We start from the raw sequence: 26,334 nt of genomic DNA, 5'->3' as shown, positions 1-26,334 counted from the left end.
TGCCGATTGGAGTTCTGTACCCATCACATACGAGTGGTGAAAAGGATGCCAGGAATAAATCGCACCGGGCCAAAAAAAGCGGCTAGTCCAATAGCAAGTCAGCGTGCAGTTAAAAATGATGCGAAAGCTGTCGAGCCCCCTAAAGTCAATAATGATCGTTTGCAGTTGAGCGGTGAAGCCCAGAATATTGAAGAACTGTTCCAGTCTCTGTCAGCCATAGATGAAATTGACAGTAAAAAAGTGGAAAGCATTCGGCGCGCCATTAAAAAAGGTGAGATGCCGGTCGATTATCAAGTGCTTGCCAATAAAATTCTGGAGCTTTCCGATGACTTTGATGACCACAGAAAAGAATGACAATAAAAGTGGTACCTACAACGTCTCTGCTGAAAAAAAACTGCTGGATAATATTCGAGATGCACTGGCTTTAACCCGCAAACTTGAAGCTGTTCTGAGCAAGGCCCATAACCTGATGCTGGAAAGGGATATTGCAGCTCTGGAAACTCATCTGGAAACTCAGGTCAAACTGTTGGACATGCTGCATCTGAATGCTTCCCTGCGAGAGCATTATTTGAAAGAAGCGGGGTTGTCACCGGACCCGGCAGGTATACGAACTTTTCTGCAGATTATAGCTTCTACTCCCAAGTCTGAAATCACACTGAAACAATGGCATCAACTGGAAATCACAGCAGGTCGCTGCCGCAGTTTGAATCAGGCAAACGGCAAACTGCTGAGTCGTTTGGCTGCCAGTACTAACCAGATTATTGATGTGGTTTTTTCCAGTCAGGAACCTGTGCCCTATAACCAACAGGGCATCTGCGAAAGAAAGCTGGGCTGATCAGCATGTGGTTTTCTGATGATTTGCGGCGATTTCAGAAACTGTTGATTTTTGGCCTCACGATTTTTGGCTTCTCCTTGCTGCTGCTTTCCCGATCATCAGCCAACTCAGTCAGAGAATTCCCTCAGGAACTCAGTCTCCATAAATGGGAGTTGACCACTTCCCGTTTCGAGTGTCGCATGAACAGCAAAGTGACGGGGCTGGGTAGTATCGTTTTGAATGCGGCTGCCGGAGGCATTCATTATATAACCCTGGAACCGGATTTTTTCATTAAAGAAGCCCGACATATTCGTGTTGGGGTTCAGCAATCACCCTGGCGTCATAGCCATTATCTGAACGCTCTGGGAGGTGTTGAAGCAGAGCCGGATAAACAGTTTGAAATGAGAATCAATGTTGCCCGTGTTGTGGAAGATATGCAACAGGGTCATCAGCTGGTTATTGAGATTGAGAGGGAGGCAGTTAACCCTGTTCATATTAAAATACCCGCTATGAATTTCCAAAAAACAGCAGCAACATTTTATAAATGTTATGGAGAATTGCTGGCTCTGAACTACGAACAGGCAAAAGAAACACTGTTCTATTACTCCTCTTCAGGCTCTCGTATAAGCTCTGAGCAGTTATCACATCTTGATGATCTGGCCACTTATATTCTGGTGGATAAAAGTGTAACCAATGTCGCCATTGACGCTCACACAGATTCTCGGGGTGACAGGCTGGAAAACCTTCAGCTGTCAAAAGTGCGTGCAAGCCGGATTTATAGATATTTACGATCAAAAGGTATTCCCGAACAGCGTCTTACCATGCGCTTTCATGGTGACCGCTATCCTGTCGCCACCAATGCAACTGTTGAAGGAAGAAATAAAAACCGACGGGTAAAGATTACCCTGAGCCGCCGATAAATAATTCTGACAATAAATCGTCAACTACGAAAGAGCCTGTTCTCACCAGGCACTTTTACAGAACAATATTTCACAGAACAATAGTGGATGGCGGCTCAATGGACATCAAAGGTCTTAACCCGGATTCCCTCAGTGTACTCCTGAAAAACCGACCTGCTCCGATTTTACCTTCCGCAATTGAATCTGAAGCTGTGACTACCACCGGCTTTGGCAATCTGCTGCAACAGGCCATCGAAAAGGTTAATGATCTGCAACAACATTCCAGCAGCATGATGCACAACATTGAAACCGGGGAGAGTGATGACCTCATGGGCACCATGATTGCCATGCAGAAATCCAGTATTTCCTTTCAGGCATTGATGCAGGTCCGTAATAAGGCAGTGACTGCTTACGAAGACATCATGCGTATGCAGATTTAAGGTAGAAAAATACCATGGCAGAATCAGATAAAAAGGCTGCCCCGGAGCCGACACCAGAAGAAAAAGAAGTGAAGCCTGTGTGGCGCGAAGCAGTGGACAGAGTCACCGGAGTTCTGAAAAACAATCGCAGCTATCAAGTGGTGCTGATGGTGTTGTTTGCAGTTTCTGTTGCCCTGATGTCGGTTTTCTGGCTCTGGTCACAATCTCCCGATTATCAGCCACTGTATGGCAATCAGGAACTCTATGATGTGGCCAGTGTCGTCAATGTGCTGGATCAAAACAATATTGCTTATAAGATTCACCCTGCTTCGGGTCAGGTAATGGTGGATGCCGGAAGACTCTCTGATGCCCGTATGCAGCTGGCTGTATCCGGAGTTCAGGCGAGAATGCCGGAAGGGCTGGAAACTCTGGATGGGCAGGAGATCGGTACCAGCCAGTTTGTGGAAAATGTCCGCTACCGGCGCGGTCTCGAAGGCGAGCTGGCTCAGACCATTATCAGCCTGAAACCCGTCCGCAATGCCCGAATCCATCTGGCTCTGCCCAAGCAGAGCAGCTTTATTCGCAAACAGGGAAAACCATCGGCCTCGGTGTTTGTCGATCTGTTTCCGGGGTACAGGTTGAGCAATGAGCAGATTGAAGGCATCGTGAATCTGGTGGCCGCCAGTGTCGCCAATATGAATCGCAGCGATGTTTCTGTCATTGACCAGTCCGGCAAACTGCTCTCTTCCGATATTTTACTGGGCAACAGTGCGCTCAGTGAAGCCAGTAAACAGTTGGACTTTAAGCGCCAGGTTGAGGCTCATTTTCAACAGCGCATTAGTGCCCTGCTAGAGCCACTGGTGGGTGCTGTCAACTTCAGAGCTCAAGTGAGCGCCAATGTGGATTTTGAACAGGTAGTACAGACGGTTGAGCAATATGAGCCTGGTGCTCCGGTGCTGAGAAGCGAGCAGGGAAGGGAAGTGGCAACCAGTGGGCAGGGAGCCAGGGGCATACCTGGAGCGCTCAGTAATCAGCCTCCGGAAGAAGAAGGACAGGCTGAAGCAGAGCAAAACAATAATGTCCAGTCAGAGTTTGTCCGCAATTATGAAGTAGATAAAGTGATCAGGCAGGTGGCCAATCAGCAGGGCAGAGTACAAAAACTCAGCGTCGCTGTCGTTCTTAATGAGCTGCCCGATGAAGCGCTGGGTATTGGTAACTGGGACCAGGCAAGAATTGCCACGATTCAACAAATGATCATTGATGCAACAGGTATTGATCAGGCCCGTGGTGATCAGATCAGTATTCACACCGCACCCTTTGTGCCAGTCACTCATGTTGAACCTGTCGGGCTGGCCTGGTGGCAACAGCCGCAGGTTCTCTACTTCGTCAAATATGGTTGCGGCACTTTGTTGGGTATTTTGGTGATTATGTTTCTTTTAAGACCCATGATGAAACAGATCACCGTCAAGATGGAGGAGCCCGAAGCATTACCTCCTCCAACGCCCGAGGAAAGTGGTGCCCAGTTTGACCAGAAAGGCAGGAAAGTGATCTTTGACGACACCTTTGATCTGTTGCCACCTGAGTTAGCCGATTTTGAAACTCAGGTGACTCAGATGCGAGAGCTGTCCTCGAAGGCTCCTGCCAGGGTTGCACAGGTGATCAAGCTATGGATGAACAGTCATGAGTGATAATCCGAGAGTCTTGCCATCAAGGCAGCCGACGCCCAAAGACATAGCCATTCTGCTGCTCAGTCTTGGGGAAAAAGGTGCGGCGCAGGTATTCAAACACCTTAGCCAGCGGGAAGTTCGACAGATCAGCACGAACATGGCGACCATCTCACCATTGAAAAGAGATCAGGTTCAGGAAGTGCTGGACCTGTTTTTCCACACCTATCGCTACGATAGTGCCTTGTCCGGCTCCTCAAAAAGCTATCTCAACAAGACCTTGAAGTTGGCTCTGGGTGATAAAGAAGCAAAAGGGGTCATGGACTCTATTTTTGGTGGTGAGAGCAATAGCCTGGAAGCGATGAAATGGATGGACTCGGGAACCATTACTGAACTGATTGTTGATGAGCACCCACAACTTCAGGCAGTGGTATTGACCTATCTGGGAGCCACGCAGGCTACCGATGTATTAATGCGCCTTCCAGCCAAGAGTCATCAGGATCTATTGTCACGAGTCGCCCGACTGCAGGAATTACATCCATCCATTATTGAAGAACTTAACATTATATTTGATGCCAATGTCGGCAAAATGAGCACCAGCCAGAATACCACCGTCAGTGGTCTTCGTCAGGTGGCCGATATAATGAACCGGATGAATGATACTTCGGTGCAGAGTCTGTTGAGTTACTTTAAGGAGCAGGACAAAAAACTGGCTGAGCAAATTGAACAACAGATGTTCCTCTTTGAACACCTTATGCGTCTGGATGAAGATGCGCTGCGTAAGGTCATGGCGGAGGTCAGCCAGGATATTCTGGCTCTGGCGCTCAAGGGGGCTGCTCAGGAGATGGTTGATTCTGTGGTAGGCACCATGACCAAACGAAGCGCCAAATTCCTGCTTGAAGATATTGAAAACCTCGGCCCGGTGCGTGCCAGCCAGGTTCAGTCTGCCCGAAATGATGTGCTTCGGGCAGCGCGACAGCTGGCGGCATCCGGTGAGATAGAGCTGAGCTTTAATGATGAGGACGAGATGATCGGGTAATGCAAACCAATATCCATCACGTTTTTCATAATACTAACAACAGGTTGGTTCATGACAAACAGACAAAAAATATGGCAGCCTGAAACAGCGGCCTTCAAACGGTTTCTCTTTCCGGTTCACCAGAAGCCCGGTGAATCTCAGAATTCAGAGCGTTCAGAGGTAGATCAACAACCTGACTATAGTGCTTCCCAGTCTGTCGATACGGTTGAGAATACAGTACCGAAACCTCAGGAATCCATTGAGCCCTCTCCTGAAGTATTACAGAGTATTCTGGAGCAGGGTATTGAGAAAGGCTATGCCAAAGGTGTGGAAGAAGGCCGCCGAATGGGCTTTGAAGAAGGCAGAGAACTGGGCGTCAAAGAAGGTGGGCGTATTGCCACTGAAGAACAGAAAAAACTGGTATCCCTGCTGCGAAAAGAAATGTCTGAATTTCGCTCTGGTGGCAATTATGGTCGTGACGAAAAGATCAGCTGGCTAGGAAAAGTTATAGAAGAAACCTGTCGTCAGGTAGTGCGCCGGGAACTGATGACTTCTCCGGAACAGATAGTCTCTGTTGTCAGGGAAACTCTGAGTATCATGCCCGAGGATACTCAGTACACCATTCATGTGAATCCGGTCAATGCGGAGTTGCTCAAGACACTCAAACCTGACTTTGGTGCAGCCTGGCAGGTTGTCGAAGATCACGAATTACAAATAAACGACTGCCGTATTATGTCCAGCCAGACAGAAGCGGAAGCGCGCATGGAATCCCGGTTGGTGGAGTGTCTCGATATCATTCGTGAAAACTTGCCTGCCGCAATGGAGGATGCAGGTTAATGTCTCTTTCTGATGATCTGATTGAAAAACTGAAGACAGTACCTGTTGCCAAATTATCCGGGAAAGTATCAGCCATAAAAGGTCTTCTTCTGGAAGCCCAAGGGTTGCGATTGCCCATTGGCCAACTTTGTCATATCAATATGCGCAGTGGTCGTCAGGTAGAAGCAGAAGTGGTTGGCTTTGACGGGGCCAGTCAGTTTCTGATGCCCCTGTCAACGACAATGGAAGGCCTGGCAGCAGGAGACAAAATTATTCCCGTTTCTCACAATCACACCATGCCTGTGGGGGAAGAACTGTTAGGGCGGGTAGTGGATGCTATGGGTAAGCCGCTTGATTCCTCTGCCTTGAGCCTGTCTGACAGAATTTCAATTCATTCCTCCCCTCTTAATCCCATGACCAGAAAGCCGGTCGATGAGCCACTGGAAGTGGGAGTGAGAGTTATCGACAGTCTGCTGACCCTGGGAAAAGGACAAAGAGTAGGGTTGTTTGCCGGCAGTGGCGTTGGCAAAAGCACGCTTATGGGTATGATGACCCGAAATACCCGGGCTGATGTTACAGTTGTTGGTCTGATCGGTGAACGCAGTCGGGAAGTAAAGGAATTTGTGGACCAGATTCTGGGTATGGACGGTCGGGAAAAAGCGGTTGTGGTGGCCTCCCCCGGGGATGAGTCGCCCGTCCGAAGAATTCGTGCTGCACTCTATTGTCATCAAATTGCCGAGTATTTCAGAGACCAGGGCAAAACGGTTCTGCTGCTGATGGACTCCCTCACCCGCTATGCCCAGGCTCACCGTGAAATTGCCCTGGCTGTGGGTGAAGCTCCGGCAGCGAAAGGTTTTCCTCCTTCAGTATTCAGTAAGATTCCAATACTGCTGGAGCGGGCTGGAACGGGAACCGGCGAAGGTTCGGTAACGGCCATCTATACCGTACTGGCAGAAGGTGATGATATGCAGGAGCCAGTAGTAGACACTGCCCGCTCCATCCTGGATGGGCATATTGTGCTCAGTCGTGAGTTGGCGGAAAGAGGGCATTTCCCGGCCATTGATCTGGAAGCCTCCATCAGCAGAACAATGTCTCAGTTGATAACAGAAGAACATGAAAAGTGCGCCCAGGCGTTCCGACGCTTCCATGCCCGGTATAATGAGTTCAGAGAACTTATGGCGATAGGTGCTTATAAACCCGGTGCTGATCCTGAGCTTGATAAAGCGATTGAATACCGTCCGCAGATGGAGCGTTTTCTGCAGCAGAGCCGTTATGAACAGGTTGATCTCACCGGCAGTATTGAACAGCTGATACATATCTGGCGATCTGATCAGGTTGTTACATCATGAACAAAGTCCGGCGTCTGGAAAAAGCACAGTCCGCACTGGAGAAAAAGAGCCAGCTAACTAAAAGAGAGAAACAGCATGCTGAGCAGAGTCTGGCTTCACTCAACGCCCAGAAAGAGTTGTTGAATGATGCCCGGAAATCCTGCGATAGTCGTCCTGGAGAAAAACTTTCATCACTATCCTGCTGGGGTCGCAATCAGTTTGTTGAATTGCTTGAAGATGTTTCTGTATTACTGGAAGAGAAGATAAAAGCAGAGTCTGGAAATCTCGAGCAAATTAATCAGCGGCTGGAAGAAGAACGCAGAATGACCAGCGGTGTTGAACATATAAAAAATAAAGAAACCGAACAACAGCAGCAAAAACAGCTTCGGGATGAACTTCAGGAGACAGATCGACTGCTGCAGCGCTCCCCTCGATAATTCTGGCTTGCCTGTGTTAACCTGACATTTCGTCAGGTACTTTATGCAGGGAAGCATCCATGCCGCTTTTGATACCGCATTTCAGACCGCTTTTCAGATCATCCATACTCATCGCCTCGCTATTTTCTCCTCACACCTCTTCTGATACAGACCTCGCAAAAGAGATTGAACGCATTGTTTATCAATCCGTTGAAAAAGCAGTGGCCGGTTTTATTCAATCAATTCCCGGTGCCCGCTATGAACTGAAAGTCCGCCCTCTTTCTGCCAGTAAGTCCCGAAGAACCTGCAAAGGCAAACTGTCCGTCTCTGCAGTTTCCGGAACGCGCCCGCCTGTGGGAGTGGTCAAACGAACAGTAGAATGCCCTGGTGAATGGCGAATGACAGTGATGACTGAAAGTAAGATTTTGGTGCCTGTTATTCACAGTGCTCGTGCTTTGGCCAGAGGGCAGAGGCTGACCAGCGATGCTCTTGTGTTTCGGGAAGCCGATTACAGCAGGCTGAGAGGTCAGTTTTTTACTGAAATCAATGAAATCAGGGGGAGAGTTATCAAGCGCAGTATAGGTGCACAGAAACTGATTTCAGCCAATATGCTCGAAAAAGACTATGTGATTCGCAAGGGGGAAGTCGTCCAGATTATTGCCGGCGGGAATGGGCTGGAGGTTTCTATGTCCGGGATGTCTCTGGATGATGGCGAATTACAGGAAACCATTCGGGTAAGAAACCGGTCTTCTGGCAAAATTGTGCACGCAGAAGTTATCAGCACAGGAAAGGTTCGAATTCATCATTAATTTTTTGCTGAATACAGTAATCAGCGTCTGATTAGATGTTTTATCAAAAAATTAACTAATCAGCAGATGATTTAGTTAATAACGATTAAATTAACCCTGTCAGAGAATGATTTTATGAGCCGCGACATTGTTAATGCCCTTATTCCGGGTACGTTACAGAATAAAAACTGGTATCAGGCTTACCTGGTTCTGCTGGGGCAGCTCTTTGCCTGGGCAAGGTTGTGTGAAATGGAGTTTTTGCCGGAGCGAGAGTTACCAGACAATCATTCTGAACTTGAGCAGCTGTTCAGAGAAATCGGGCAGAAAAAAGTACCGGTGACATTTGCCAATACAGATCAACGTATCTGGCAAATAGCCTGGCAACAGAGCGATGAATTACCTGGACAGATTCCGACAGATGAAATCACCCGAGCCTGCCACTCAGTGATGACTGCAAAGAGGCATAAGCTACTGAAGTACAATGAGATTCCTCTGGCCCTGCATCGTCGCTTCAGACCTCTCTCCTCGGCATTGCCCGAAGCCATTGGTGGACTGCTGGAGGCACTGTCCGAATCAGTTGGCAGTTGCTACCTGCCCAATGCAGACAGTTTTATTCTGGGAGCGGATCTTGCGCTCACCGGCGAGATTTATTCTGAGCAGCCTTCTATCAATACTCTGGATGCTTTGAGTGTTTTGATTAATCCGGATATTCATATTGCCCAGGGGCATCCGGTACTTGAACCTGCTTTTTTTAAATCGGGCCAGCTACAAAAGTTTGATCATGGGGTGGGTCTTCTGACAGCGGATCACCGTTATAAAGTGAATGAAGTTCGAGATATTTTCCAACGGCTGGATACCCAGGTCCGTAATGAAGAAATGTTGTTTATCCGGCATATGTTCTGGCGCTGTTCCGAACAGGTTGTCATTGCTGTGCCGGGGGTATTTCTTCAGAAAAATACCGAGCATCATATTGCCTTTCGCCGCTGGTTATTAAAACAGAACAGGCTGCACGCTATTATTAAACTGCCTAAAGGACTGCTTCCCGGACGAGCCACGCCACTTTATGTGCTGGTGGCAAAACGACAAGTTACTGATAATGTGCATTTGATAGACGCCAGCAGCGACTACTTCAAAGTTACCCCTGTGCGCAAAAAGGGAGCAGCTAAAATTCAGCTGAATAATGTTGATGTCATTCTTGAACAAATGAATGAAGAAACAGTAAACCCTCGTTTCTCCAAAAAGCTGGACAAAAGGCAGCTGATTCAGGGGAGCGTCATTCTTGATCCCGGACATTATTGTGCTGACACCCGACGCATTGATTTACTCGGTAAGCCTTTAGCTGCCAGTCATTTAGAGTCACAGGTCGATATCATAAGAGCTCAAGCTCTGCGTGATAATAGTCTGGAAAAACAGGTATTTCTGGAAGTAACAGCCAATGACATTAATGAGGCTGGAGAGATTGAGCACCCTGAAAAAGAAATTCATGTTGATGAAAAAGGGCTGAAGCGGGCAAAACAACAGTTATTGCGACCAGGCGATGTTCTACTGGTTATCAAGGGACAGGCAGGGCGAATTGCCATTGTACCGGATGTCTGTGGGTTAAACTGGGTGGCCAATCAGTCCTTTGTCATTCTTCGACTGAAGAAAAATACTTATCTCAATAGCTCTATTGTTTTGTTTCGATTCCTGCGTTCGCAAACCGGAAAAATGTTGCTTGATAGTATTTGTACAGAAAGTCAGGTGCCGTTTATTCATGGCAATGATTTAAAACAACTTCCTGTTCCCGAGTGGTCTTCCATTGAACAAAGGCAGGCAGAACAGTCGCACAGAGAAATTCTCAAACTCTATGCCCAGGTTCGGTTTATTCGCGATAAAGCGCGAATGATAGAAAGTGAGTTGTTAAAAGAAGCTTGATGCCAGAGTACCCATAATCATGGCCCAGCCGTCTACCAGAACAAACAGCATCAATTTGAAAGGCAGCGAAATCATCTGGGGCGACAGCATAATCATACCCATGGCCATGAGAACACTGGCCACTACCAGATCAATCACCAGAAAGGGTATGTATATAACAAAGCCAATTTGAAAAGCAGTTTTTAATTCACTGGTAACAAAAGCAGGAATGGCGATGGAGAAAGGCGTTTCAGCAACATCGATCGGTGGCGTTATATCGGCAATTTGATAAAACAATTCCAGATCCGTATCTCTGGTCTGGCGCAGCATAAAATCTTTGACAGGAACTTCTGCCTTTTTTAAAGCCTCTATCATTGTCAATTGCTCATCCAGATAAGGTTCAACCGCCTGGCTGTAAACAAGCCCAAATAATGGTTGCATTATAATCAGGGTCAGTGCCAGCGATATGCCAAGCAAAACCTGAGTTGGGGGAGTCTGTTGTAAACCCAGAGCCTGACGCAGAATGGCCAGAACAATAATAATCCGGGTAAAGGACGTCATCATCAGCAGCGCAGCAGGAATAAAACTCAGTGCTGTCATCAGAATCAGAATCTGAAGACTGGCGCTGTATTCCTGAGAATCACCATTACTGGTGACAGTCATTAATGGAAAGCCTTCCTGCCCCCAGCTGAGTGACGGAGTCAGGAGAAATGTCAGGCCGACATAGATCAGCAACCTTATAGTCATGGGTCAGGCCAGATTTTTCAGACGTTCTGATTCGCTGATGACATCCAGCAGGCGAATGCCGTACTTATCGTTGATCACCACAACTTCGGCGTAGGCGACCAGAGTACCATTGACTTTCACTTCCAAAGGCTCGGAGGCTTCTTTCTCCAGCTCTACAATTGAGCCTTTATTAAGGTGCATTAGTTCACCAATGTTAATTTCGGTGCTGCCCAGTTCCAGAGACAGTGTCACCGGAATGTCAAGTATCATGCCCAGATCACTGACTGACTGCGGCGGGTTATTGGTATCTTCCAGTAGCTCTCTGGAGGTGGTTTCTGATTCCAGACTGTCCTGAAGACTGACACCATCACCTGCAGGTTGTGGCGGAGCCAGTTCCTGCTCGTTTTCATTTTCTTCATTACTCATGGATGATATTTCCTCGGGCTGGTGGATCTCTGCCTACTCTTTCTGGCCTGGATAAAGAGAGTTAAGAATTTTCATGGCCAGCATATTATTCACAGTGCAGACGTCAGCACGGTAGGCTGGAATGCCTGCAAACTTGACAGTGACACTGCTGGGAATATCTGCCTGAATGATCTGTCCCGTTTTCAGTCTCAGCACATCGCGAAGGCTCAGCTTCAACTCGCACAATCGGGCAGAGACTTCCAGTGGAGCCTGCATAACCCCGGCCATCATGTTGCGTTGCCAGGTGGGATCCTGTTCTGTAAATTTAAAGGCCTGCAGCTTTTCTCTGACCGGTTCCAGAGCCTGATAAGGCATGATGATATGAAATGGACTTTCTGTGGAGCCAAGGGAAATAGTGAAGCGGCTGAGGAGAATAATCTCGGTATCTGAGCGAAAGACGGTGGATATGGGGCGGTTGTGATTTTCAGCAAGGCGTATCTTGAAAGAAAGAATACTGCTCCAGGCTTCGGTCTGGTCATCCGCTGCAGATTTTAGCAGGCGTTCCATGATACGAATTTCGGCGTTGGTGAGTTCCTCTTCATGGTTTTCGTTAAACTCACCGGTACCACTGAAAAAAATGTCTACAAGAGAATATAAAAGCGGTGTCTCCAGGGCCATGAAGCCAGCACACTTCAGTGTTGTAGAGCGGTAGATATACTGCACATCAGGTATATTTTCCTGATGCAGATAATCACCGATTGCCAGGGAATCGACCGATTCAAAATGAATATCTACCGGGCGACGAAAAACAGCAGTGAGACTGTGACGAAATAATTGGGAAAAACGCCGGTAGATCAATTCAAGTGTCGGCAAAAGGTCGTGAATCTTATAATCCGGGTTAGTCAGATCATAAGTCGTCAGATCCTTGAATTTTGAAGGCGGATGAACCCGGCGAGTCTTTGTTTCACCCGACAGGCTGGATTCGGTATTGTCTGATAAAGATTTCCGTTCCATGGGAAATTCCATATAACTGGCTTATCACCAGATAATTCTTGTTATTAAAAAACATACCGCTATTAGCTGATAAAGACAATCAGCCAATCTTGCCAACCACTATGACTTCTTTATTTTCAGGAATTTCATTAAACGACAATACATGCATACCCTCGGTGCATAGACGAGCATATCTGGCCATGGCCGGGCGCAATGATGCATTGACAAGCATGACAGGCACTTTTCCTTCAGCAGCAAGGTTGGCAGAGACTTCTGGCATTTGAACTTGAAGTTGCTCCGCAATTCGGGGTTCAAGTGGCAGTGTGTCAGGGGAGAAGTCGTTACTCTGACGAGCTTGTTGGTAACTTTGCATAATGACCTGCTCCAGCTCTGAGCTCATGGTGACAACCGGTATTTCAGAGGTGTTGCCTACCAGGTTCTGGATAATGCTGCGACGCAGGGCAATTCGAACTTCAGAGGTCAATAAGTGTGGTTCTGTAATCCGTTCAGACGACTCCAGCAGGGTGCTGGCAATGGTTTGAATATCACTGACAGAGACATCTTCGGTCAGCAAATCTCTGAGTATTCGGGAAAACACACTCATGGACAGCTTTTTGGGAATAAGATCTTCAGCCAGTTTGGGGGAATAGTGAGTCAGCTTATCCAGCAGTTGCACTACTTCATCATGCCCAAGCAGCTCACTGGCGTGTTCATCAATAATTTTATTAAGGTGTGTAGCGATAACCGTAGCAGCGTCGACTACCGTGTAGCCCAGTCCGACGGCATGTTCCCGCTCTGAGGTTTCAATCCAGAGTGCTTCCAGTCCGTAAGCAGGCTCTGAAGTTGCAATACCATTTATCTCACCAAATACTTCACCGGGATTGATCGCCAATAAACGCATGGGCTCAATCTGTCCTTCGGCAACAATGACACCCTTGAGCAGTATATTGTAACTATCAGGTTTCAGGTTCAGGTTATCTTTCACATGCACGCTGGGAATCAGAAAGCCCAGCTCCCGGGATTGGGTTTTGCGAATGCCTTTTAGCTGAGTGAGTAGTTGAGCGCCCTGATTTTCATCTGCCAGAGGAATGAGTTTATAACCCAGTTCAAGCCCCAGGGTATCCACTGGCGGAATATCTCCCCAGGACCAGGGTGATGACTCACTGACATCTTCTGTATTGGCTGCAGAGTGGCTGGATTCGGGTTCATCCTTCTGATGTTTGTTGGTGGTCCACCAGGCCAGAAACGCCACGATCAGGCCCAGACTGAGAAAGGGTACATGGGGCATACCGGGAACAATGCCTATCACCATTAAAATCATGGCTGTGAGGCCCAACGCTTTCGGAGAAGAGAACATCTGTTCGGAAACCTGATGCCCTACATCCGCAGATTCAGAGACACGGGTTACCATGATAGCCGCAGAGGTGGAGAGCAGCAGCGAAGGAATCTGGGCCACCAGACCATCACCAATCGTCAGAAGAGAATAAACAGCAAAGGCTTCCCCGGCAGATAACCCTTGGCCAATGGTGCCTATCAGCATTCCACCTATGATATTGATGGCAAGAATAAGCAGGCCGGCCACAGCATCACCCCGGACAAACTTACTGGCACCATCCATTGAGCCATAGAAGTCTGCCTCCCGGCGTACACTTTCCCGGCGGTCGTGCGCTTCCTGCTGATCAATAACGCCGGCATTGAGGTCTGCATCAATGGACATCTGCTTGCCTGGCAGGGCATCGAGAGTGAAGCGGGCGGTCACCTCAGAAATACGACCAGCACCCTTGGTGACCACGACAAAGTTGATAATCACCAGAATAAAGAACACCACCAGACCAACAACGTAACTGTTGCCAATAACAACCTCACCAAAGGATTGAATCACCTTTCCGGCAGCGCCATTGCCAGTATGTCCATTCAGAAGAACCACCCGGGTTGATGCCACGTTCAGGGCAAGGCGCAACAAAGTGGAAACCAGCAGGATGGTTGGAAACACCGCAAATTCAAGAGGTCGAAGTGTGTAAATGCTAACTAACAGGATGAGCAGAGACAGTGCGATGTTGAAGGTAAAGAATACATCCAGCATAAAAGGCGGCATCGGCAGTGTAACCATACCGAGCGTCATCAGAACGATCAGCGGAATCCCGATATTCAGGTTGCCGCTTTTGGGCGACATCATGTATAGCAGACGTTGAGCTTCCTTGATCATTGTCTCTTCTTATCCCATTTTTCCCGGAAGGCGCTGGGGACTTCCGGTGTTGGTAAATCGGGTGCCTTGCTTCTGCGTCCGGCCTGAAAGTCATTCAGATGATGGACGTAAGCCAAAACCTGGGCAACGGCCAAAAACAGGTCGTCGGCAATTTCCTGATTTAACTGTGTCGTATGATAAATCACCCGGGTTAACGTGGGTGACTGTACCACCGGCTTATTGTATTCCCGTGCCACAGCGCAGATACGCAGGGCTACTCTGTCAACGCCTTTTGCTACGACATAGGGCGCTCTGGCCTTGTCCAGATCATATTTCAGAGCCACTGCAAAGTGAGTTGGGTTGGTGATAATGACATCCGCCGAAGGAACGGCCTGCATCATTCTGCGACCCGCAATTTCCTGTTGCTTCTCCCGCAGTCTTGAACGAAGCTCTGGCTGACCTTCAGACTCTTTCATTTCATCACGCATTTCCTTGTGTGTCATGCGCAGTTTTTTCATGTGGTTCCATCTTTGGAAAGGTACATCAATAAAACAGATCAACAGCAGGGCACTGACTAGAATGGTGATGGCCATGGTAAGGTGGCTGAGGCCCTCTGAAACTGCTTGAAATATCGGCAGCCGGTTGAGCCAGAGCACATCCCGAAAGAACCATTGATTAATGAGCCAGAGGGAAAAAGCCAGCAGCGAGATTTTGGCAATGGACTTTAACAACTCAATCATGGAGTTGGCAGAAAACATGCGTTTAATGCCTTTGAGAAAACTGATGCGCTCAGCCTTGGGTCGTATCTGTTTATTTGAGAATATCCAGCCTCCTAAAGCCGCTGAAGCGGCTATTGAGGCCAGAATGACAATCAGCATAAAGGGCAGCAGGCCGGAGAACCCCTGAGTAATGCTGACGATCAGGTGATCCGTCAGCCAGCTTTCCTGACGCAATACGTCTTTTTCAAACCTGAAGCTTTTGTACATAACCTGAAACAGCTGGTCGCGAATTAATCCACCACTGAGCCATAAAGCAACCAGGGTTGAAGCCAGCAAAGCAAAGGTGACCAGTTCCCGGGATCGGGGAACCTGGCCTTCGTCACGGCTCTTCTGAAGTTTTCGTTCGGAGGGTTCTTCTGAGCGTTCGCCAGTCTGTGATTCTTCTGCCATCTGAAAACTCCTAAAGAACCAGCGATCGTAGAATGTCCAGAACAGTCCGGGTAAATCGTGTGAAGACACCGTTCAGGGTGGAACTGATCAGCATCAGAATAAAAATGCCTGCCAGCATGGTCAGAGGAAAGCCCAGACTGAAAATATTGAATTGCGGCGCCGAGCGGTTCATTACACCAAAGGTAAAAGTGACAATTAATAATGCAACAATGGCGGGAAGAACCATCAGCAGTGCGCTGGCAAACATCCAGCCGCCCATGGCGGGAAGCCGGTCAATATCCAGTTGGCGAATAGAAAAAGGCGCAATGGGAATGGTATTAAAGCTCTCCACAACAATAGAAATGACGACCAGATGCCCATCAAATGCCAGAAACATCAGAAAGCTCAGCAGTTGGAATACCTGGCTGATTACCGGAATCTGGGCGCCGTTCATCGGATCAAACATGACCGCCATACCCAGACCCATCTGCAGGGAGAGCATTTGTCCGGCGGAGGTGAAAATAGCGAAATAGATTTGCAGTACCATCGCCATTAAAAGCCCGACAGCCAGCTGTTGTGCAGTGATCAGAAGGGCTTCACCCGACAGTGGCTCTACTGCGGGTACCGCAGGCAGCATGGGGGCCACAATAATAGTGATGGCCATCGCCAGAATTACCCGGATTCTGGGTGCCACTACCTGACTGCTGATAATGGGCATTGCCAGAAAGAGGGCTCCGATACGAAAAAACGGCCAGAGGTACTGACCAATCCAGCCCACCACTTCAGAGAAGGTAAAGGTTCCCATCAGGCCAGCATCTCAGGAATAAATTCATACAGCCGGAGAAACAGATCCATAAATTCCTGAATCAGCCAGGGGCCCGTCATGCCTATAGTGACCAGTGTTGCCAGCAGACGGGGCAGGAAACTGAGGGTTTGCTCATTGATTTGAGTCGCTGCCTGCAGTGTGCTGACCACCAGACCCACCAGCAGTCCGGGCATCACAATCACCGATACCATCAGAACAATGAGGGTCAGCGCATCACGAAAAAGGTCTGCCACAACTTCCGGTGTCATGGGGTTTCCTCTGAATAGTTCAGGTTGTTTCGCAACTTTGCAAAACAGACTGCAACCCGAAGAAATTAACCAAGAGCATAGTTTTCTAAAATGAATTCGCAATAGATATATAAAAACATTTTTTTACTTTAAAAACGACTTAAAAGAATGGCAAGTCTATTTAATAAATCCAGAAGCCTTCCCGAGTGGTACTTATCAACAGGCAGTACGTTGAAGTTATTAAGCGAGTAAAACCATGAATAGGAATTAGTAAAATGGCAATGACCGTAAATACCAATATCTTCTCTCAGAATGCTCAGCGTAATCTGAGTAAGACCGAGGCAGGTCTTCAGACCGCCATGCAGCGTCTGTCTTCTGGTATGCGTATTAACAGTGCTAAGGATGATGCTGCCGGTTTGCAGATTGCGAATAAAATGGCTGCACAAATTGGTGGACTTGGTGTCGCTATCCGTAATGCCAACGATGGCATCTCCATGGCCCAGACTGCTGAAGGTGCTATGAGCGAGATCACTAACTCTTTGCTGCGTATGAGGGATCTGGCTTTGCAGGCGTCAAGTGGTACCTATGAGGCTGCTGATGTTACCGCCCTGCAAGCCGAATACGATGCTCAACTGGCTGAGATTGGCCGTATTGCCGCAACGACTGAGTTTAACGGGACAACCGTTCTTGGCGCAGGTACCGTCGAAATTGCAGTTGACTATACCGATGCTACCACCAATAACATAGACCTTAACTTTACTGCCGTTGCGCTGACCGCTGTTACCTTTACCGATGCCGCTACCGCTCAAACAGCAGTGGGTGCATTGGATGTGGATATTGCTGCTTATGACGCTGTTCGAGCCAGTCTGGGTGCATCCCAAAACCGACTGAGCACTACCGTCAATAACCTTTCAAATATCCGTGAAAATCTGAGTGCTTCCAGAAGCCGTATCGTGGATACTGATTTTGCTTCAGAAACAGCGAATCTGAGTAAGTATCAGGTTATGCAACAGGCCGGTACTGCTGTGTTGGCTCAGGCTAACGCGATCCCTCAGAACATTCTGTCTCTGCTGCGTTAATCGCTGGAGAGGTAACATTCAGTCAGCTTTAATGCTGATGGTCTTTGTGGGAGCCAGTGAGCTCCCATTTTTTATAGAGCTGTCTGTTATTCGGTTATGTTTCTCAAAGCGGTGCCGACTGAATAAAAGCAGGCATTAATCAGAGGCTGATTATGTTCAGTTTAAGTGGCATCTATTCAGGGCTGGATGTTAACTCCATTGTTGACACTTTGGTGGAGGCCGAGCGTGCTCCCAGTGAAAACCGTTATGCCCGCAGAGAGGAGGCCTTTAATGTAGAACTGTCTGCCGTCGGGACGCTAAAGTCTGCACTGAATGATTTTAATACTCAGGTAGAAAGCCTGAACAGCATCAGTAAATTCAGTCCCAGAGCCGTCAGTGTCAGTAATGAGTCCGTTCTGAGCGCAACCGCTTCCAGCAGCGCCGGGGAAGGCAGTTATCAGTTTTATGTGGATCAGCTGGCGACTCGCCACCAGACTGTATCCGCAGCTATCGCTACAGATGCCACTATTGGTTCCGGAACGGTCAATCTCTCGGTTAACGGTGAAAGCTTCTCCGTTACGGTCGAACCGGGTTCAGAAAGCCTGACTAATTTACGCGATGCTATAAACAGCGCAGCCGATAACACCGGGGTTCAGGCAGCGATTATTAATGAAAACGGTCAGCAACGTCTGATGCTGACTAGTGAGAAATCCGGAGCAGCAAACACCATAACGAGTGACTTCAGTGGCCTTTCCGGTGGCTCAGCAACCCTGGGTTCCTTTACCGATTTACAGGTGGCAGTGGATGCCAGTATCCGGTTTGGTGCAGGAGCCTCTGCAATCACTATTACTTCCGAAGATAACCAACTGGAAAACCTTATTGATGGCGTCACGCTCAATCTGAAAGCCGTCAGCACAGATCCGGTTACCGTGAATATCTCCGTAGACAAAGACAGCCTGAAAGAGTCCATGCAGGAGTTTGTGGATGCCTGGAACAATGTTAAGTCTACCCTTGATACTCTCACAGATTTCAACGGTGTTTCAGCGGGGCCTCTCAATGGTGATAGCCAGACCCGGGCTATTGAGGGTCAGTTGAGAAGTGTCATTAGTTCTTTATATGGTGAAGACGGTGACACATTCAGAACACTCGGGCAATTGGGTCTGACGACTACCGAAGACGGCTCAATAACCCTGGATAACGATAGTCTGGATGACGCCCTGATTAACAACTTTGATGAATTGGCGCAGGTACTGGCTGGTGAAGATGGCTTAATGAATCAAATGGCAGCCGTTCTCACTCCCCACCTTGAAAGTAGCGGAACGCTTGACAGTCGAGAGGACAGGATTGAAGAGGGCTTGAGTGATATTGAAGATGATCGTGCGGCACTGGAGCTGAGACTGGAGCGGACCCGCAGCTATTACCAGAATCAGTTCCTGGCGATGGAAAGTATTCTGGCCTCACTGAGTGGAACCAGTGACTGGATCACCAGCAGTCTGAATAGTCTGAATAACAATAATTCCTGATCATGGAGAGGGTCATGAAGAAAAAAGGTCTGGGTGCTTATCAGCAACAGGAAAAAGCGGGTGTAGAAGCGTCTGATTCTGTTCAGCTGGTGGGTGTGTTGTTTACCAAACTGATGGACAATCTGGCTAAAGCAAGCCACCACATTGAGCGAAAGGATCTGACCAACAAGTCTGATCGCCTCTCCCTGTCTATCGAAATTCTGCTGGTGCTGGAACAGTCTCTGGATTTTGAAAGAGGTGGTGACTTGGCCGGAAATCTCCAATCGTTATATCTCTATTGCATCAGACGTTTAACTGAGGCCAATGCAAAAAATGATTTGACTGCTATCAGTGAAGTTATGGGGCTGCTAAAAGAAATACAGGAAGCCTGGGCCCATATTTCCCTTCCTCAAGCTGCGATTGCCACTATTCAGTAACGGAGCGGTTTGAATGGAAAACCAGGCTCTGCCAGTTTTTTCGTTGTTATCTCTATCGAGTTCAGCGCCATCGGTTGATGGTGCTCAACCGCAGGTCATGGCGGCTGCTGAGACAGTTACTACTTCTTCTGAGTTGACATTTGAAACTGTTCTTCAACAGTTTTCCTCAATAGAATCTGCATCCACAGAGTTAGTCTCTCCGGAGCTTCTGGCTGCAGGGTTGATACCTGTTGATGGGCAGGCAAAAACAAATTTACCCTTGGCAAACCCTGACGTTTCAGAGCTGACAAAGCATATTCCCGTCACCAGCTTACCGATACTGACCAGAGAAGCAAAACCTGAACAGTCCGCCGTAGAAATAAAAAGTACCTCTTTAACAGTAGGGGTTACTGAACGGCCTGATTTAAATCTGTCAATGCCCGGAAAATCTGAAAAACTCCGCCTGCCTGTTCGACCACAGGAATCAGAGGTCTCTCTGACTCCGGTTAATACTCAGTGGGTGTCTCAGACTCAAAAACCATTAACGGATGTTAATCTGGTAGAGGAAGTCGATCACCAGACAGGAAAATTTAAGCCGGAAATCACTCTGAAACCGGATCAGATCCAGACAGAAGCCAAAGCGCCGGAGATAAAAAATCACCATGGATCAAAAGAAATTCCAGCTCCGCTGTCTCTGTTCAATTTCGAAGTGGAACGGAAGGTTTCTTTAAAAACAGCGCCTGCATTGATACAGCCAACCGAATCAATACAGGCCATCGTTAATCAGACGCCTCAAACCTCCCAACAGCCTGTTTCCATTCAGATGACTGAGCCATCATCAGCAGCCCAGTCAGCCACAGTTAAGCAACCTTTCCTGCAACCTGAAGTAGCTCAGCGACCCTTCGGGCAGACAGTGGTGCAAATGATTAAGCAGGGTGAGCAGAAAATGGAGTTTCGGTTAGACCCACCGGAATTGGGTCGTGTAACGCTGACGGTTAGCGTTGACAGAGACGCTGTCAGCCTTCAGGTGATAACAGCAACACCCGCTGCCAGAGACTTGCTGCTGCTTCACGGAGATCGCCTGCGGGAAGCTCTTAATAGTGAATCACTGACTCTGGGGCAAATGTCAGTGGATGTGGGTAGCCAGAAAGACGCTGATACGTCGGAACAATCTTCAGAATATCTGCCCACCGCCGATGGTTGTCTTGAATCAAATGGTTATCAGAGCGCCCAGGAACAATTCAGGCTTCATGGCGGCAGATTATTGGATCATTTCGTTTAACAGATCATCGGAAAAGGAGTTTCTGGACTCATGGCAGATGAAAAAGAAGGCAGTGACTCTGAAAACAAAAATTCAGGCCACGGCAAGTTATTAATCATCATCATTATTCTTCTGGTGCTGTTGCTGGCGGGTGGTGGCGCTTTTGTGGCAATGACAATGATGAATCCGCCGCAGCAACAGGAACAGCAACAGCAACAGCAGCCGCAACCGCAAGCTGCAGCATTGGGACCACCCAGTTTTATGGTGCTTGAGCCATTTATTATCACTCTCAAAAGTGATGCCCGACCTCGATATATGCAGATAAAACAGTCATTGATGGTACGGGATGAAACCGTGATCGCAACACTGGAAGCCTACCGGCCTCTTATTCGTAATGAAGTCATCAACTATCTGGGCTCACTCTCGTTTGAAGAGGTTAAAGCCGGGGGAGTTACAGAGATTATCCGTGCTGAAACGCTGGCAAGAGTCAATGCCCTGCTCGAGAAAGAGAGGGTGGGAGCAAGGGTGGATGACTGTCTGATTACGGATCTTGTGATCCAGTAGCAACTTAGTGGCTGAGATGCAGCAAAAAGGACTTGACGCTTATCGCCAACAGGCAGGAAATCAGCGGGATGTTCTGGTTAAACAGCACTTGTCTCTGGTCAAAAAGATTGTGCTGCATCTGGCCAGTAGTCTGGGTAGTAACATTTCCCGGGATGATCTCTTGCAAGCCGGGATGATGGGGCTTCTGGATGCTGCCAGTCGTTACGATCCGGGCCGCAAAGTCCCCTTTGAACAGTTTGCCAAAACCCGGATTCGAGGCGCAGTGATTGATGAGTTACGACAGTGGGACTGGCGCAGCAGAACAGATCGGGAACACGGACAGAAGATCAGGAAGGCAATTCAGACGCTTAATACAAAGCTGGGACGGGCTCCGTCCGAGTCAGAAATTGCAAAAGAGCTTGGTGTCAGCCTTGAGCGATACCACCGCATGTTGCAGAGCAGTAATTCCGACAATCTGCTGAGTCTGGATGGGCTGATGCAGGGTGAGGCTGACAGCAAAATCATAGAGGTTAATCAGGATGACTCTATAGAAGTGGTTGCCATGGGAGGGGAGCGCAGCAGGGCCCTGGCAAATGCTTTAAAGGAGTTACCGGAACGAGAGCAACATTTGATGAATCTCTATTATGTTCATGAACTGAATATGAAAGAAATTGGAGAAGCTCTGGATCTGACGGAGGCCCGTATTTGTCAGTTACACCGTCAGGCTGTTCTAAGACTGCGCTCGCTGCTGGAAGAATGGAACAGGGAATAGTGTTATGAAAATCTTGGGGCTGCTTATCCAGCTAGGCTGCATCTTTGGTGGCTTTATGGCTGCGGGTGGTGAAATGAGGGCTATCTGGCAGCCAGCAGAAATAGTGATGATTGGTGGTGGCGCCTTGGGGGCGTTTATGATTGCCAACCCAACGAATGTTGTCAAAGCGGCCGGGCGACATTTGGTTTATACCGTCAATAATTCAGGTTTTAATCGTGAATATTTTGATGAGCTGCTCTCTCTTTTGTATACGTTGTTCAATATGGCGAAAAAAAAGGGAGGGACCAAGGCGCTTGAAGAGCATATAGAAAACCCTGAAAACAGCGATGTTTTTTCCAAATACCCTCTGATAATGAAGACCCCTCATATCTATAACTTCATTACTGAAAACCTCAGGTTGTCACTGGTAGACGGCATTGAGCCCCACGAATACGAAACCATTATTGAGGAAGAAATTGAATCCATGGAGTCAGAAATGATGCGTCCGGCGGATGCTCTGCAGCTGATTTCTGATGCATTGCCGGGTTTCGGTATTCTCGCGGCAGTACTGGGTATCGTTATTACTATGGGTGCGATAGATGGCCCAATGGATCAACTGGGCCGATTGATTGCTGCGGCTCTGACAGGTACTTTTCTTGGCATATTTATGGCCTACGGATTAGTAGGACCCTGTGCAACGGCCATTGGTCACTCAATCGATCAGGAGATTAGAGCATTTCATTGCATCAGGGTGGGGCTGGGCAGTAACAAGTCCGGTTTTCCTCCTGTTGTTTCAGTGGATTCCGGCAGGAAAATGCTTTTTGCGGACAAACGCCCCACTTTTAGTGAACTGGAAGAGTTGCTGGACGGCTCATGAGTAAAGATCATGTCATTGTCATTAAAAAGAAACATGGCGGTCATGGTGATGGACATCATGGCGGTTCATGGAAAGTAGCCTTTGCTGATTTTGCCATTGCCATGATGGCTTTGTTTCTTTTGCTCTGGATCATGAGCGCCACGGACAAGGAACAGAAGAAAGCCATTGCCACCTATTTTGAAGATCCGGGCTCATTCCGCCATCCAAGCAGTTCCAAGCCCATTAATTTTGGGGGAATGAATACTTTGGTGAATATTCCCAGACCAGGGGCAAACAATCGAGGCAGGGAAGAGACTGAAGTTATTGCTGAGGATATGGACAAAACCCTGAATAACACGCTGATTTTCGACAAGCTGTCCGATGAATTACAAAAATTGGTAGGCGGCAGTAAATCAGCTGGAAGATATGAAGATTACATTGATCTGGAGAAAACACCGGAAGGCTTACGCATTGTCATTCTGGACAATAACAAGAAGAATATGTTTGAAAAGGGGAGCGCGAGACTGCAGCCATTTTTTCAGGATTTAATGCTTGAGATGGCCCCTATTTTGAACAAACTTTCTTTCAGTCTCATGATCAGCGGTCATACCGACAGCTCAGGCTTTCAGAGGAATAACTATTCAAACTGGGAACTGTCATCAGCCCGGGCTCAGGTTGCCAGAAGAACACTGGTTTTCGGAGGACTGGAGGAGTCCCGGATTATGATGGTGTTGGGTATGGCTGACCGGGTACTGCGCGACCCTGAAAAGCCTGAATCCAGCTCAAATCGTAGAATTGAAATTCTGTTTTTGAACGAGGAAATGGAAAAGCGGATTGAAAATATGTTTGCACCGGTTGAAGAAGGTACCGAAGATGTAATTCAGGAAGGCACCGAAAAACTGAGTGATGAAGACTCGCAGAAAATGCGCACAGCTCTGGACAAAGCCCGAGACAACCAGCTTCCGGAAGAAATGAAAGATGATATAAACTGGGGAGACAATTAAGCATCTGACCAGGTTCTTAAGTTTTCTTATCGATGATTTTTTTAATGATTCGAGACACAGCCACAAAGCCAAACGTAGCCGTCACAACAGTGGTGGCGCCAAAACCACTGGCACAATCCATTTTTGTAGAACCCATATCAGCAGGCTTCTGCTGGCACACTGTGCCATCGGGCTGAGGATAAACGGCCTGTTCTGAAGAGAAGACACAATCGACACCAAACTTCCGCTTGCTGTTTTTAGTAAAGCCGTGGAAATCTCTCAGATGGTTTCTGACTTTTTTTGCCAGAGGGTCGTGCCAGGTTTTGGTAAGATCGGCAATCTGAATCTGGGTAGGATCGACCTGACCGCCCGCGCCACCGGTTGTGATGACAGGAATCTTGTTTCTTTTGCAGTGATGAATCAGGGCGGCCTTGATTCTGAAACTGTCTATGGCATCCAATACATAATCAAAGTCCGGACTGATCAGTTCAGACACATTTTCGGTCGTTACAAAGTTTTCAATAACATGGCACTGGCAGTCCGGATTAATGGACTGAATGCGGCTGGCCATCACTTCACATTTGGACTGGCCAATGGTTTCAGTGGTGGCATGAAGCTGACGATTGATGTTAGTGACACAGACATCATCCAGATCGATCAGAGTAATAGTCCCTACCCCGGTTCTGGCCAGAGCCTCTGCTGCCCATGAGCCGACTCCGCCAATGCCTGTGACGCAGACATGAGATTGTCTCAGTCGGTCTACAGCATCGTTGCCATAGAGCCTGCGGCTTCCTCCAAAACGGGCGTCATAGCCATTGGTTGAGTTTTCTGAAGCAACTGTCATAGAGAGTCCGGGAGCTTTTCAGGCATTTTCAGGTCAGGAGTTCGGGCGCAGGATTATAATACTGACATCCTCACTTGTCATGAAGCCTGTTGGCCTGGATGTATCCGATGACTGAAGTATTGCAATCTCTGGTGGGGGATATTGGTGGTACCAATGCCCGCTTTGCCCTGGTGAAACCTGACAGTCTGGTGTTGGAAGGCATTCAGACGATGTCGAGTATTGATTATTCCGATCTGGAAGATGCCGTTCGGCTCTATCTGAAAAATCAGCGGGTTGAAACCATTGCCAGGGCCTGTCTTGCTGTTGCAGGCCCGGTCGTGGGTGGAAGGGTAAATTTCACCAACAGCCACTGGAAAATTAATCAGCAAGAGTTCAAACAAGACTTTGAACTGGAAGTGATGGCACTGATCAATGATTTTGCCGCACAGGCTCTGGCGGTCCCTCACCTTCCTGTAAGCGAACTCATGCCTGTTGGGCCTGAGCTGGACTTTGATCCTGATGCCGTCAAGCTGGTAATTGGTCCCGGAACCGGTCTGGGGCTTTGTGGATTGATCGAAACGCCTGTGGGTTGGCAAGCTCTGCCCGGTGAAGGGGGCAATGCCGACTTTGCACCTTCTACTGAAAGAGATATCAGTGTCTGGAGATTTATCCGAAAAGAAGTTGGGGGGTTGCTGGGAGTTGAGAGAATACTTTCCGGCTCAGGTCTGGAATTACTTTATGAAGCGCACTCGAGCCTGGATGGTCGGATGGATAAACTGCAGGCGGCAGATATTACAGTTCAGGCTCTGGAAGAACAGGATTCTCTCGCTTACGAAGTGCTGGATCACTTTTTTGAGATTCTGGGTAATACCGCCGGGAATGCTGCACTGATTCTGGGAGCAAGGGGTGGTGTCTACATTGCGGGCGGCATTATCCCCAAAGTTAAAACGCTGTTTGCCAGAGGAACGTTCCGTAAGGCCTTTGAGAACAGAGACAAGATGAAAGACTACATGTCAGGCATACCAACATGGCTCATATTGTCTGAAAATCCCGGGTTAACCGGAGCGGCGGCCTATTTGAACCGTTCAGGTCATTATTAAAGTCAGCTGTCTTCTAAAAGTATCCCCAGAGGCTGTGGATAAGTCTGGGATTAACCTTTGGGTGGTTTCTCAAACTTCAGGGAAGTAACAAACTGCAAATAAGTGGTTAAAAAATGATCAGTGAACACGGCAGGATCATCGTCCAGATGGGCTTCGGCCAGGAATTCAGCAATTTCATTGTCCTGCAGCATTTCTAGAGGGTTTGTATTTGCCCCTGACGGGGCTACGGCTCATGAGTACTCAGCCATACGGAATCGAATATTTCTGGCTTATTGGGCAGGTGCCCTGCAAGGCGCAACGACGGGAACATAGCAAGCTATGTGACCAGAGTTGCAACGCATCACGACTGCATGGATGCAGGAGCTAGAGCAACGCAGGAGCAGTTGCCGCGAGTGCCTGAACAATGAGTCAGAAAATATGATTTCGTATGGTTGAGTAGTTATATGTCAGTTGATGTAACTATAGGGTTAGGCTAT

At 48.1% G+C, this 26,334-nt stretch carries 29 protein-coding genes; 20 read left to right on the top strand and 9 right to left on the bottom strand.

The features are described from left to right. Nucleotides 1-45 precede the first annotated feature (45 nt). The 11 genes from flgM (at nucleotide 46) to ACO6VG_RS00810 (ending at nucleotide 10,076) form a co-directional block, all read left to right on the top strand. Entirely contained in the window at nucleotides 46-354 is a 309-nt protein-coding gene (gene flgM, locus ACO6VG_RS00860) for a flagellar biosynthesis anti-sigma factor FlgM (protein ID WP_422135161.1), read from the top strand. Then, nucleotides 326-835: a flagellar export chaperone FlgN gene (flgN, locus tag ACO6VG_RS00855; RefSeq protein ID WP_422135160.1), complete on the top strand. Its 510-nt coding sequence runs from the start codon at nucleotides 326-328 to the stop codon at nucleotides 833-835. Before flgM ends, flgN begins: the two co-directional genes overlap by 29 nt. A 5-nt stretch (nucleotides 836-840) precedes the next feature. Then, nucleotides 841-1,734 carry an OmpA family protein gene (locus tag ACO6VG_RS00850; protein WP_422135159.1) on the top strand — a complete coding sequence of 298 codons (894 nt, stop codon included), beginning with the start codon at nucleotides 841-843 and terminating at the stop codon, nucleotides 1,732-1,734. Between the two features lie 98 nt (nucleotides 1,735-1,832). Continuing rightward, nucleotides 1,833-2,153, top strand: a complete 321-nt coding sequence (fliE, locus tag ACO6VG_RS00845; protein WP_422135158.1) for a flagellar hook-basal body complex protein FliE — start codon at nucleotides 1,833-1,835, stop codon at nucleotides 2,151-2,153. 14 nt (nucleotides 2,154-2,167) lie between these two features. Then, nucleotides 2,168-3,820 carry a flagellar basal-body MS-ring/collar protein FliF gene (gene fliF, locus ACO6VG_RS00840; RefSeq protein ID WP_422472262.1) on the top strand — a complete coding sequence of 551 codons (1,653 nt, stop codon included), beginning with the start codon at nucleotides 2,168-2,170 and terminating at the stop codon, nucleotides 3,818-3,820. Continuing rightward, the gene (fliG, locus tag ACO6VG_RS00835) at nucleotides 3,813-4,835 is read left to right on the top strand and encodes a flagellar motor switch protein FliG (RefSeq protein ID WP_422135156.1); all 1,023 of its coding nucleotides are present in this window, start codon (nucleotides 3,813-3,815) and stop codon (nucleotides 4,833-4,835) included. Before fliF ends, fliG begins: the two co-directional genes overlap by 8 nt. Nucleotides 4,836-4,886: 51 nt before the next feature. Further along, a complete protein-coding gene (locus ACO6VG_RS00830; RefSeq protein ID WP_422135155.1) occupies nucleotides 4,887-5,651 on the top strand; it encodes a FliH/SctL family protein in 765 nt (254 codons plus the stop codon). Continuing rightward, nucleotides 5,651-6,979 (top strand): FliI/YscN family ATPase, encoded by a 1,329-nt coding sequence (locus ACO6VG_RS00825; protein ID WP_422135154.1) that lies wholly within the window; start codon nucleotides 5,651-5,653, stop codon nucleotides 6,977-6,979. Before ACO6VG_RS00830 ends, ACO6VG_RS00825 begins: the two co-directional genes overlap by 1 nt. Further along, nucleotides 6,976-7,395 (top strand): hypothetical protein, encoded by a 420-nt coding sequence (locus tag ACO6VG_RS00820; protein WP_422135153.1) that lies wholly within the window; start codon nucleotides 6,976-6,978, stop codon nucleotides 7,393-7,395. The genes ACO6VG_RS00825 and ACO6VG_RS00820 overlap by 4 nt, the downstream gene beginning before the upstream one ends. A 59-nt stretch (nucleotides 7,396-7,454) precedes the next feature. After that, nucleotides 7,455-8,183 (top strand): flagellar basal body P-ring formation chaperone FlgA, encoded by a 729-nt coding sequence (gene flgA / locus ACO6VG_RS00815; RefSeq protein WP_422138809.1) that lies wholly within the window; start codon nucleotides 7,455-7,457, stop codon nucleotides 8,181-8,183. A 114-nt stretch (nucleotides 8,184-8,297) separates the two neighbouring features. Further along, nucleotides 8,298-10,076 (top strand): N-6 DNA methylase, encoded by a 1,779-nt coding sequence (locus ACO6VG_RS00810; protein ID WP_422135151.1) that lies wholly within the window; start codon nucleotides 8,298-8,300, stop codon nucleotides 10,074-10,076. On the opposite strand, the gene fliP is transcribed toward ACO6VG_RS00810, so the two are convergent. From fliP to ACO6VG_RS00775, 7 genes are all read right to left on the bottom strand, one after another. Further along, a complete protein-coding gene (fliP, locus tag ACO6VG_RS00805; RefSeq protein WP_422135150.1) occupies nucleotides 10,062-10,802 on the bottom strand; it encodes a flagellar type III secretion system pore protein FliP in 741 nt (246 codons plus the stop codon). The two genes, ACO6VG_RS00810 and fliP, sit on opposite strands and share 15 nt — an antisense overlap. A gap of 3 nt (nucleotides 10,803-10,805) precedes the next feature. After that, on the bottom strand, nucleotides 10,806-11,207 hold the full coding sequence (fliN, locus tag ACO6VG_RS00800) for a flagellar motor switch protein FliN (protein ID WP_422135149.1): 402 nt from the start codon (nucleotides 11,205-11,207) through the stop codon (nucleotides 10,806-10,808). Between the two features lie 33 nt (nucleotides 11,208-11,240). Next, a complete protein-coding gene (locus ACO6VG_RS00795) occupies nucleotides 11,241-12,200 on the bottom strand; it encodes a flagellar motor switch protein FliM (protein WP_422412727.1) in 960 nt (319 codons plus the stop codon). A 79-nt stretch (nucleotides 12,201-12,279) separates the two neighbouring features. Next, on the bottom strand, nucleotides 12,280-14,385 hold the full coding sequence (gene flhA / locus ACO6VG_RS00790; protein WP_422135147.1) for a flagellar biosynthesis protein FlhA: 2,106 nt from the start codon (nucleotides 14,383-14,385) through the stop codon (nucleotides 12,280-12,282). After that, nucleotides 14,382-15,533, bottom strand: coding sequence for a flagellar biosynthesis protein FlhB (flhB, locus tag ACO6VG_RS00785; protein WP_422412729.1), 1,152 nt, complete (start codon nucleotides 15,531-15,533; stop codon nucleotides 14,382-14,384). Before flhB ends, flhA begins: the two co-directional genes overlap by 4 nt. Before the next feature lie 10 nt (nucleotides 15,534-15,543). Next, a complete protein-coding gene (gene fliR, locus ACO6VG_RS00780; RefSeq protein WP_422135145.1) occupies nucleotides 15,544-16,317 on the bottom strand; it encodes a flagellar biosynthetic protein FliR in 774 nt (257 codons plus the stop codon). After that, nucleotides 16,317-16,586 (bottom strand): flagellar biosynthetic protein FliQ, encoded by a 270-nt coding sequence (locus ACO6VG_RS00775; protein ID WP_422135144.1) that lies wholly within the window; start codon nucleotides 16,584-16,586, stop codon nucleotides 16,317-16,319. The genes fliR and ACO6VG_RS00775 overlap by 1 nt, the downstream gene beginning before the upstream one ends. Nucleotides 16,587-16,840: 254 nt before the next feature. Between ACO6VG_RS00775 and ACO6VG_RS00770 the strand changes: the two genes are divergently transcribed. From ACO6VG_RS00770 to ACO6VG_RS00735, 8 genes are all read left to right on the top strand, one after another. Then, nucleotides 16,841-17,644 carry a flagellin gene (locus tag ACO6VG_RS00770; RefSeq protein WP_422135143.1) on the top strand — a complete coding sequence of 268 codons (804 nt, stop codon included), beginning with the start codon at nucleotides 16,841-16,843 and terminating at the stop codon, nucleotides 17,642-17,644. 152 nt (nucleotides 17,645-17,796) lie between these two features. Then, nucleotides 17,797-19,146 (top strand): flagellar filament capping protein FliD, encoded by a 1,350-nt coding sequence (fliD, locus tag ACO6VG_RS00765; protein ID WP_422135142.1) that lies wholly within the window; start codon nucleotides 17,797-17,799, stop codon nucleotides 19,144-19,146. A gap of 14 nt (nucleotides 19,147-19,160) precedes the next feature. After that, nucleotides 19,161-19,562 (top strand): flagellar export chaperone FliS, encoded by a 402-nt coding sequence (gene fliS, locus ACO6VG_RS00760; protein ID WP_422135141.1) that lies wholly within the window; start codon nucleotides 19,161-19,163, stop codon nucleotides 19,560-19,562. A gap of 13 nt (nucleotides 19,563-19,575) precedes the next feature. Further along, complete coding sequence (locus tag ACO6VG_RS00755; protein ID WP_422472259.1) at nucleotides 19,576-20,823, top strand: flagellar hook-length control protein FliK; 1,248 nt, start codon at nucleotides 19,576-19,578, stop codon at nucleotides 20,821-20,823. 30 nt (nucleotides 20,824-20,853) lie between these two features. Next, nucleotides 20,854-21,366: a flagellar basal body-associated FliL family protein gene (locus tag ACO6VG_RS00750; RefSeq protein ID WP_422135139.1), complete on the top strand. Its 513-nt coding sequence runs from the start codon at nucleotides 20,854-20,856 to the stop codon at nucleotides 21,364-21,366. A gap of 16 nt (nucleotides 21,367-21,382) precedes the next feature. Then, nucleotides 21,383-22,117, top strand: a complete 735-nt coding sequence (locus ACO6VG_RS00745) for a sigma-70 family RNA polymerase sigma factor (protein WP_422135138.1) — start codon at nucleotides 21,383-21,385, stop codon at nucleotides 22,115-22,117. A gap of 4 nt (nucleotides 22,118-22,121) precedes the next feature. Further along, nucleotides 22,122-22,973, top strand: a complete 852-nt coding sequence (gene motA, locus ACO6VG_RS00740) for a flagellar motor stator protein MotA (RefSeq protein ID WP_317145266.1) — start codon at nucleotides 22,122-22,124, stop codon at nucleotides 22,971-22,973. Beyond that, nucleotides 22,970-23,956, top strand: a complete 987-nt coding sequence (locus ACO6VG_RS00735; protein ID WP_422472257.1) for a flagellar motor protein MotB — start codon at nucleotides 22,970-22,972, stop codon at nucleotides 23,954-23,956. Before motA ends, ACO6VG_RS00735 begins: the two co-directional genes overlap by 4 nt. 16 nt (nucleotides 23,957-23,972) lie before the next feature. Here ACO6VG_RS00735 and tcdA read toward each other — a convergent pair whose 3' ends face one another. Next, complete coding sequence (gene tcdA / locus ACO6VG_RS00730; RefSeq protein WP_422135136.1) at nucleotides 23,973-24,779, bottom strand: tRNA cyclic N6-threonylcarbamoyladenosine(37) synthase TcdA; 807 nt, start codon at nucleotides 24,777-24,779, stop codon at nucleotides 23,973-23,975. A 107-nt stretch (nucleotides 24,780-24,886) separates the two neighbouring features. Between tcdA and glk the strand changes: the two genes are divergently transcribed. Beyond that, nucleotides 24,887-25,858 carry a glucokinase gene (glk, locus tag ACO6VG_RS00725; protein WP_422410322.1) on the top strand — a complete coding sequence of 324 codons (972 nt, stop codon included), beginning with the start codon at nucleotides 24,887-24,889 and terminating at the stop codon, nucleotides 25,856-25,858. A gap of 50 nt (nucleotides 25,859-25,908) precedes the next feature. Here glk and ACO6VG_RS00720 read toward each other — a convergent pair whose 3' ends face one another. Continuing rightward, a complete protein-coding gene (locus ACO6VG_RS00720; protein WP_422135134.1) occupies nucleotides 25,909-26,049 on the bottom strand; it encodes a hypothetical protein in 141 nt (46 codons plus the stop codon). Between the last annotated feature and the right edge of the window lie 285 nt (nucleotides 26,050-26,334).

Source organism: Endozoicomonas sp. ALB032, assembly GCF_049310125.1.
GTDB lineage: Bacteria > Pseudomonadota > Gammaproteobacteria > Pseudomonadales > Endozoicomonadaceae > Endozoicomonas_A.
The sequence above is the reverse complement of the archived record's forward strand: the minus strand, read 5'-3'. Positions and strand labels throughout refer to the sequence as shown.

Coding starts and splice junctions, on each gene's coding strand:
- flgM (WP_422135161.1), top strand. CDS start 46: ATGCCAGGAATAAATCGCACCGGGCCAAAAAAAGCGGCTAGTCCAATA.
- flgN (WP_422135160.1), top strand. CDS start 326: ATGACTTTGATGACCACAGAAAAGAATGACAATAAAAGTGGTACCTAC.
- ACO6VG_RS00850 (WP_422135159.1), top strand. CDS start 841: ATGTGGTTTTCTGATGATTTGCGGCGATTTCAGAAACTGTTGATTTTT.
- fliE (WP_422135158.1), top strand. CDS start 1,833: ATGGACATCAAAGGTCTTAACCCGGATTCCCTCAGTGTACTCCTGAAA.
- fliF (WP_422472262.1), top strand. CDS start 2,168: ATGGCAGAATCAGATAAAAAGGCTGCCCCGGAGCCGACACCAGAAGAA.
- fliG (WP_422135156.1), top strand. CDS start 3,813: ATGAGTGATAATCCGAGAGTCTTGCCATCAAGGCAGCCGACGCCCAAA.
- ACO6VG_RS00830 (WP_422135155.1), top strand. CDS start 4,887: ATGACAAACAGACAAAAAATATGGCAGCCTGAAACAGCGGCCTTCAAA.
- ACO6VG_RS00825 (WP_422135154.1), top strand. CDS start 5,651: ATGTCTCTTTCTGATGATCTGATTGAAAAACTGAAGACAGTACCTGTT.
- ACO6VG_RS00820 (WP_422135153.1), top strand. CDS start 6,976: ATGAACAAAGTCCGGCGTCTGGAAAAAGCACAGTCCGCACTGGAGAAA.
- flgA (WP_422138809.1), top strand. CDS start 7,455: ATGCCGCTTTTGATACCGCATTTCAGACCGCTTTTCAGATCATCCATA.
- ACO6VG_RS00810 (WP_422135151.1), top strand. CDS start 8,298: ATGAGCCGCGACATTGTTAATGCCCTTATTCCGGGTACGTTACAGAAT.
- fliP (WP_422135150.1), bottom strand. CDS start 10,802: ATGACTATAAGGTTGCTGATCTATGTCGGCCTGACATTTCTCCTGACT.
- fliN (WP_422135149.1), bottom strand. CDS start 11,207: ATGAGTAATGAAGAAAATGAAAACGAGCAGGAACTGGCTCCGCCACAA.
- ACO6VG_RS00795 (WP_422412727.1), bottom strand. CDS start 12,200: ATGGAACGGAAATCTTTATCAGACAATACCGAATCCAGCCTGTCGGGT.
- flhA (WP_422135147.1), bottom strand. CDS start 14,385: ATGATCAAGGAAGCTCAACGTCTGCTATACATGATGTCGCCCAAAAGC.
- flhB (WP_422412729.1), bottom strand. CDS start 15,533: ATGGCAGAAGAATCACAGACTGGCGAACGCTCAGAAGAACCCTCCGAA.
- fliR (WP_422135145.1), bottom strand. CDS start 16,317: ATGGGAACCTTTACCTTCTCTGAAGTGGTGGGCTGGATTGGTCAGTAC.
- ACO6VG_RS00775 (WP_422135144.1), bottom strand. CDS start 16,586: ATGACACCGGAAGTTGTGGCAGACCTTTTTCGTGATGCGCTGACCCTC.
- ACO6VG_RS00770 (WP_422135143.1), top strand. CDS start 16,841: ATGGCAATGACCGTAAATACCAATATCTTCTCTCAGAATGCTCAGCGT.
- fliD (WP_422135142.1), top strand. CDS start 17,797: ATGTTCAGTTTAAGTGGCATCTATTCAGGGCTGGATGTTAACTCCATT.
- fliS (WP_422135141.1), top strand. CDS start 19,161: ATGAAGAAAAAAGGTCTGGGTGCTTATCAGCAACAGGAAAAAGCGGGT.
- ACO6VG_RS00755 (WP_422472259.1), top strand. CDS start 19,576: ATGGAAAACCAGGCTCTGCCAGTTTTTTCGTTGTTATCTCTATCGAGT.
- ACO6VG_RS00750 (WP_422135139.1), top strand. CDS start 20,854: ATGGCAGATGAAAAAGAAGGCAGTGACTCTGAAAACAAAAATTCAGGC.
- ACO6VG_RS00745 (WP_422135138.1), top strand. CDS start 21,383: ATGCAGCAAAAAGGACTTGACGCTTATCGCCAACAGGCAGGAAATCAG.
- motA (WP_317145266.1), top strand. CDS start 22,122: ATGAAAATCTTGGGGCTGCTTATCCAGCTAGGCTGCATCTTTGGTGGC.
- ACO6VG_RS00735 (WP_422472257.1), top strand. CDS start 22,970: ATGAGTAAAGATCATGTCATTGTCATTAAAAAGAAACATGGCGGTCAT.
- tcdA (WP_422135136.1), bottom strand. CDS start 24,779: ATGACAGTTGCTTCAGAAAACTCAACCAATGGCTATGACGCCCGTTTT.
- glk (WP_422410322.1), top strand. CDS start 24,887: ATGACTGAAGTATTGCAATCTCTGGTGGGGGATATTGGTGGTACCAAT.
- ACO6VG_RS00720 (WP_422135134.1), bottom strand. CDS start 26,049: ATGCTGCAGGACAATGAAATTGCTGAATTCCTGGCCGAAGCCCATCTG.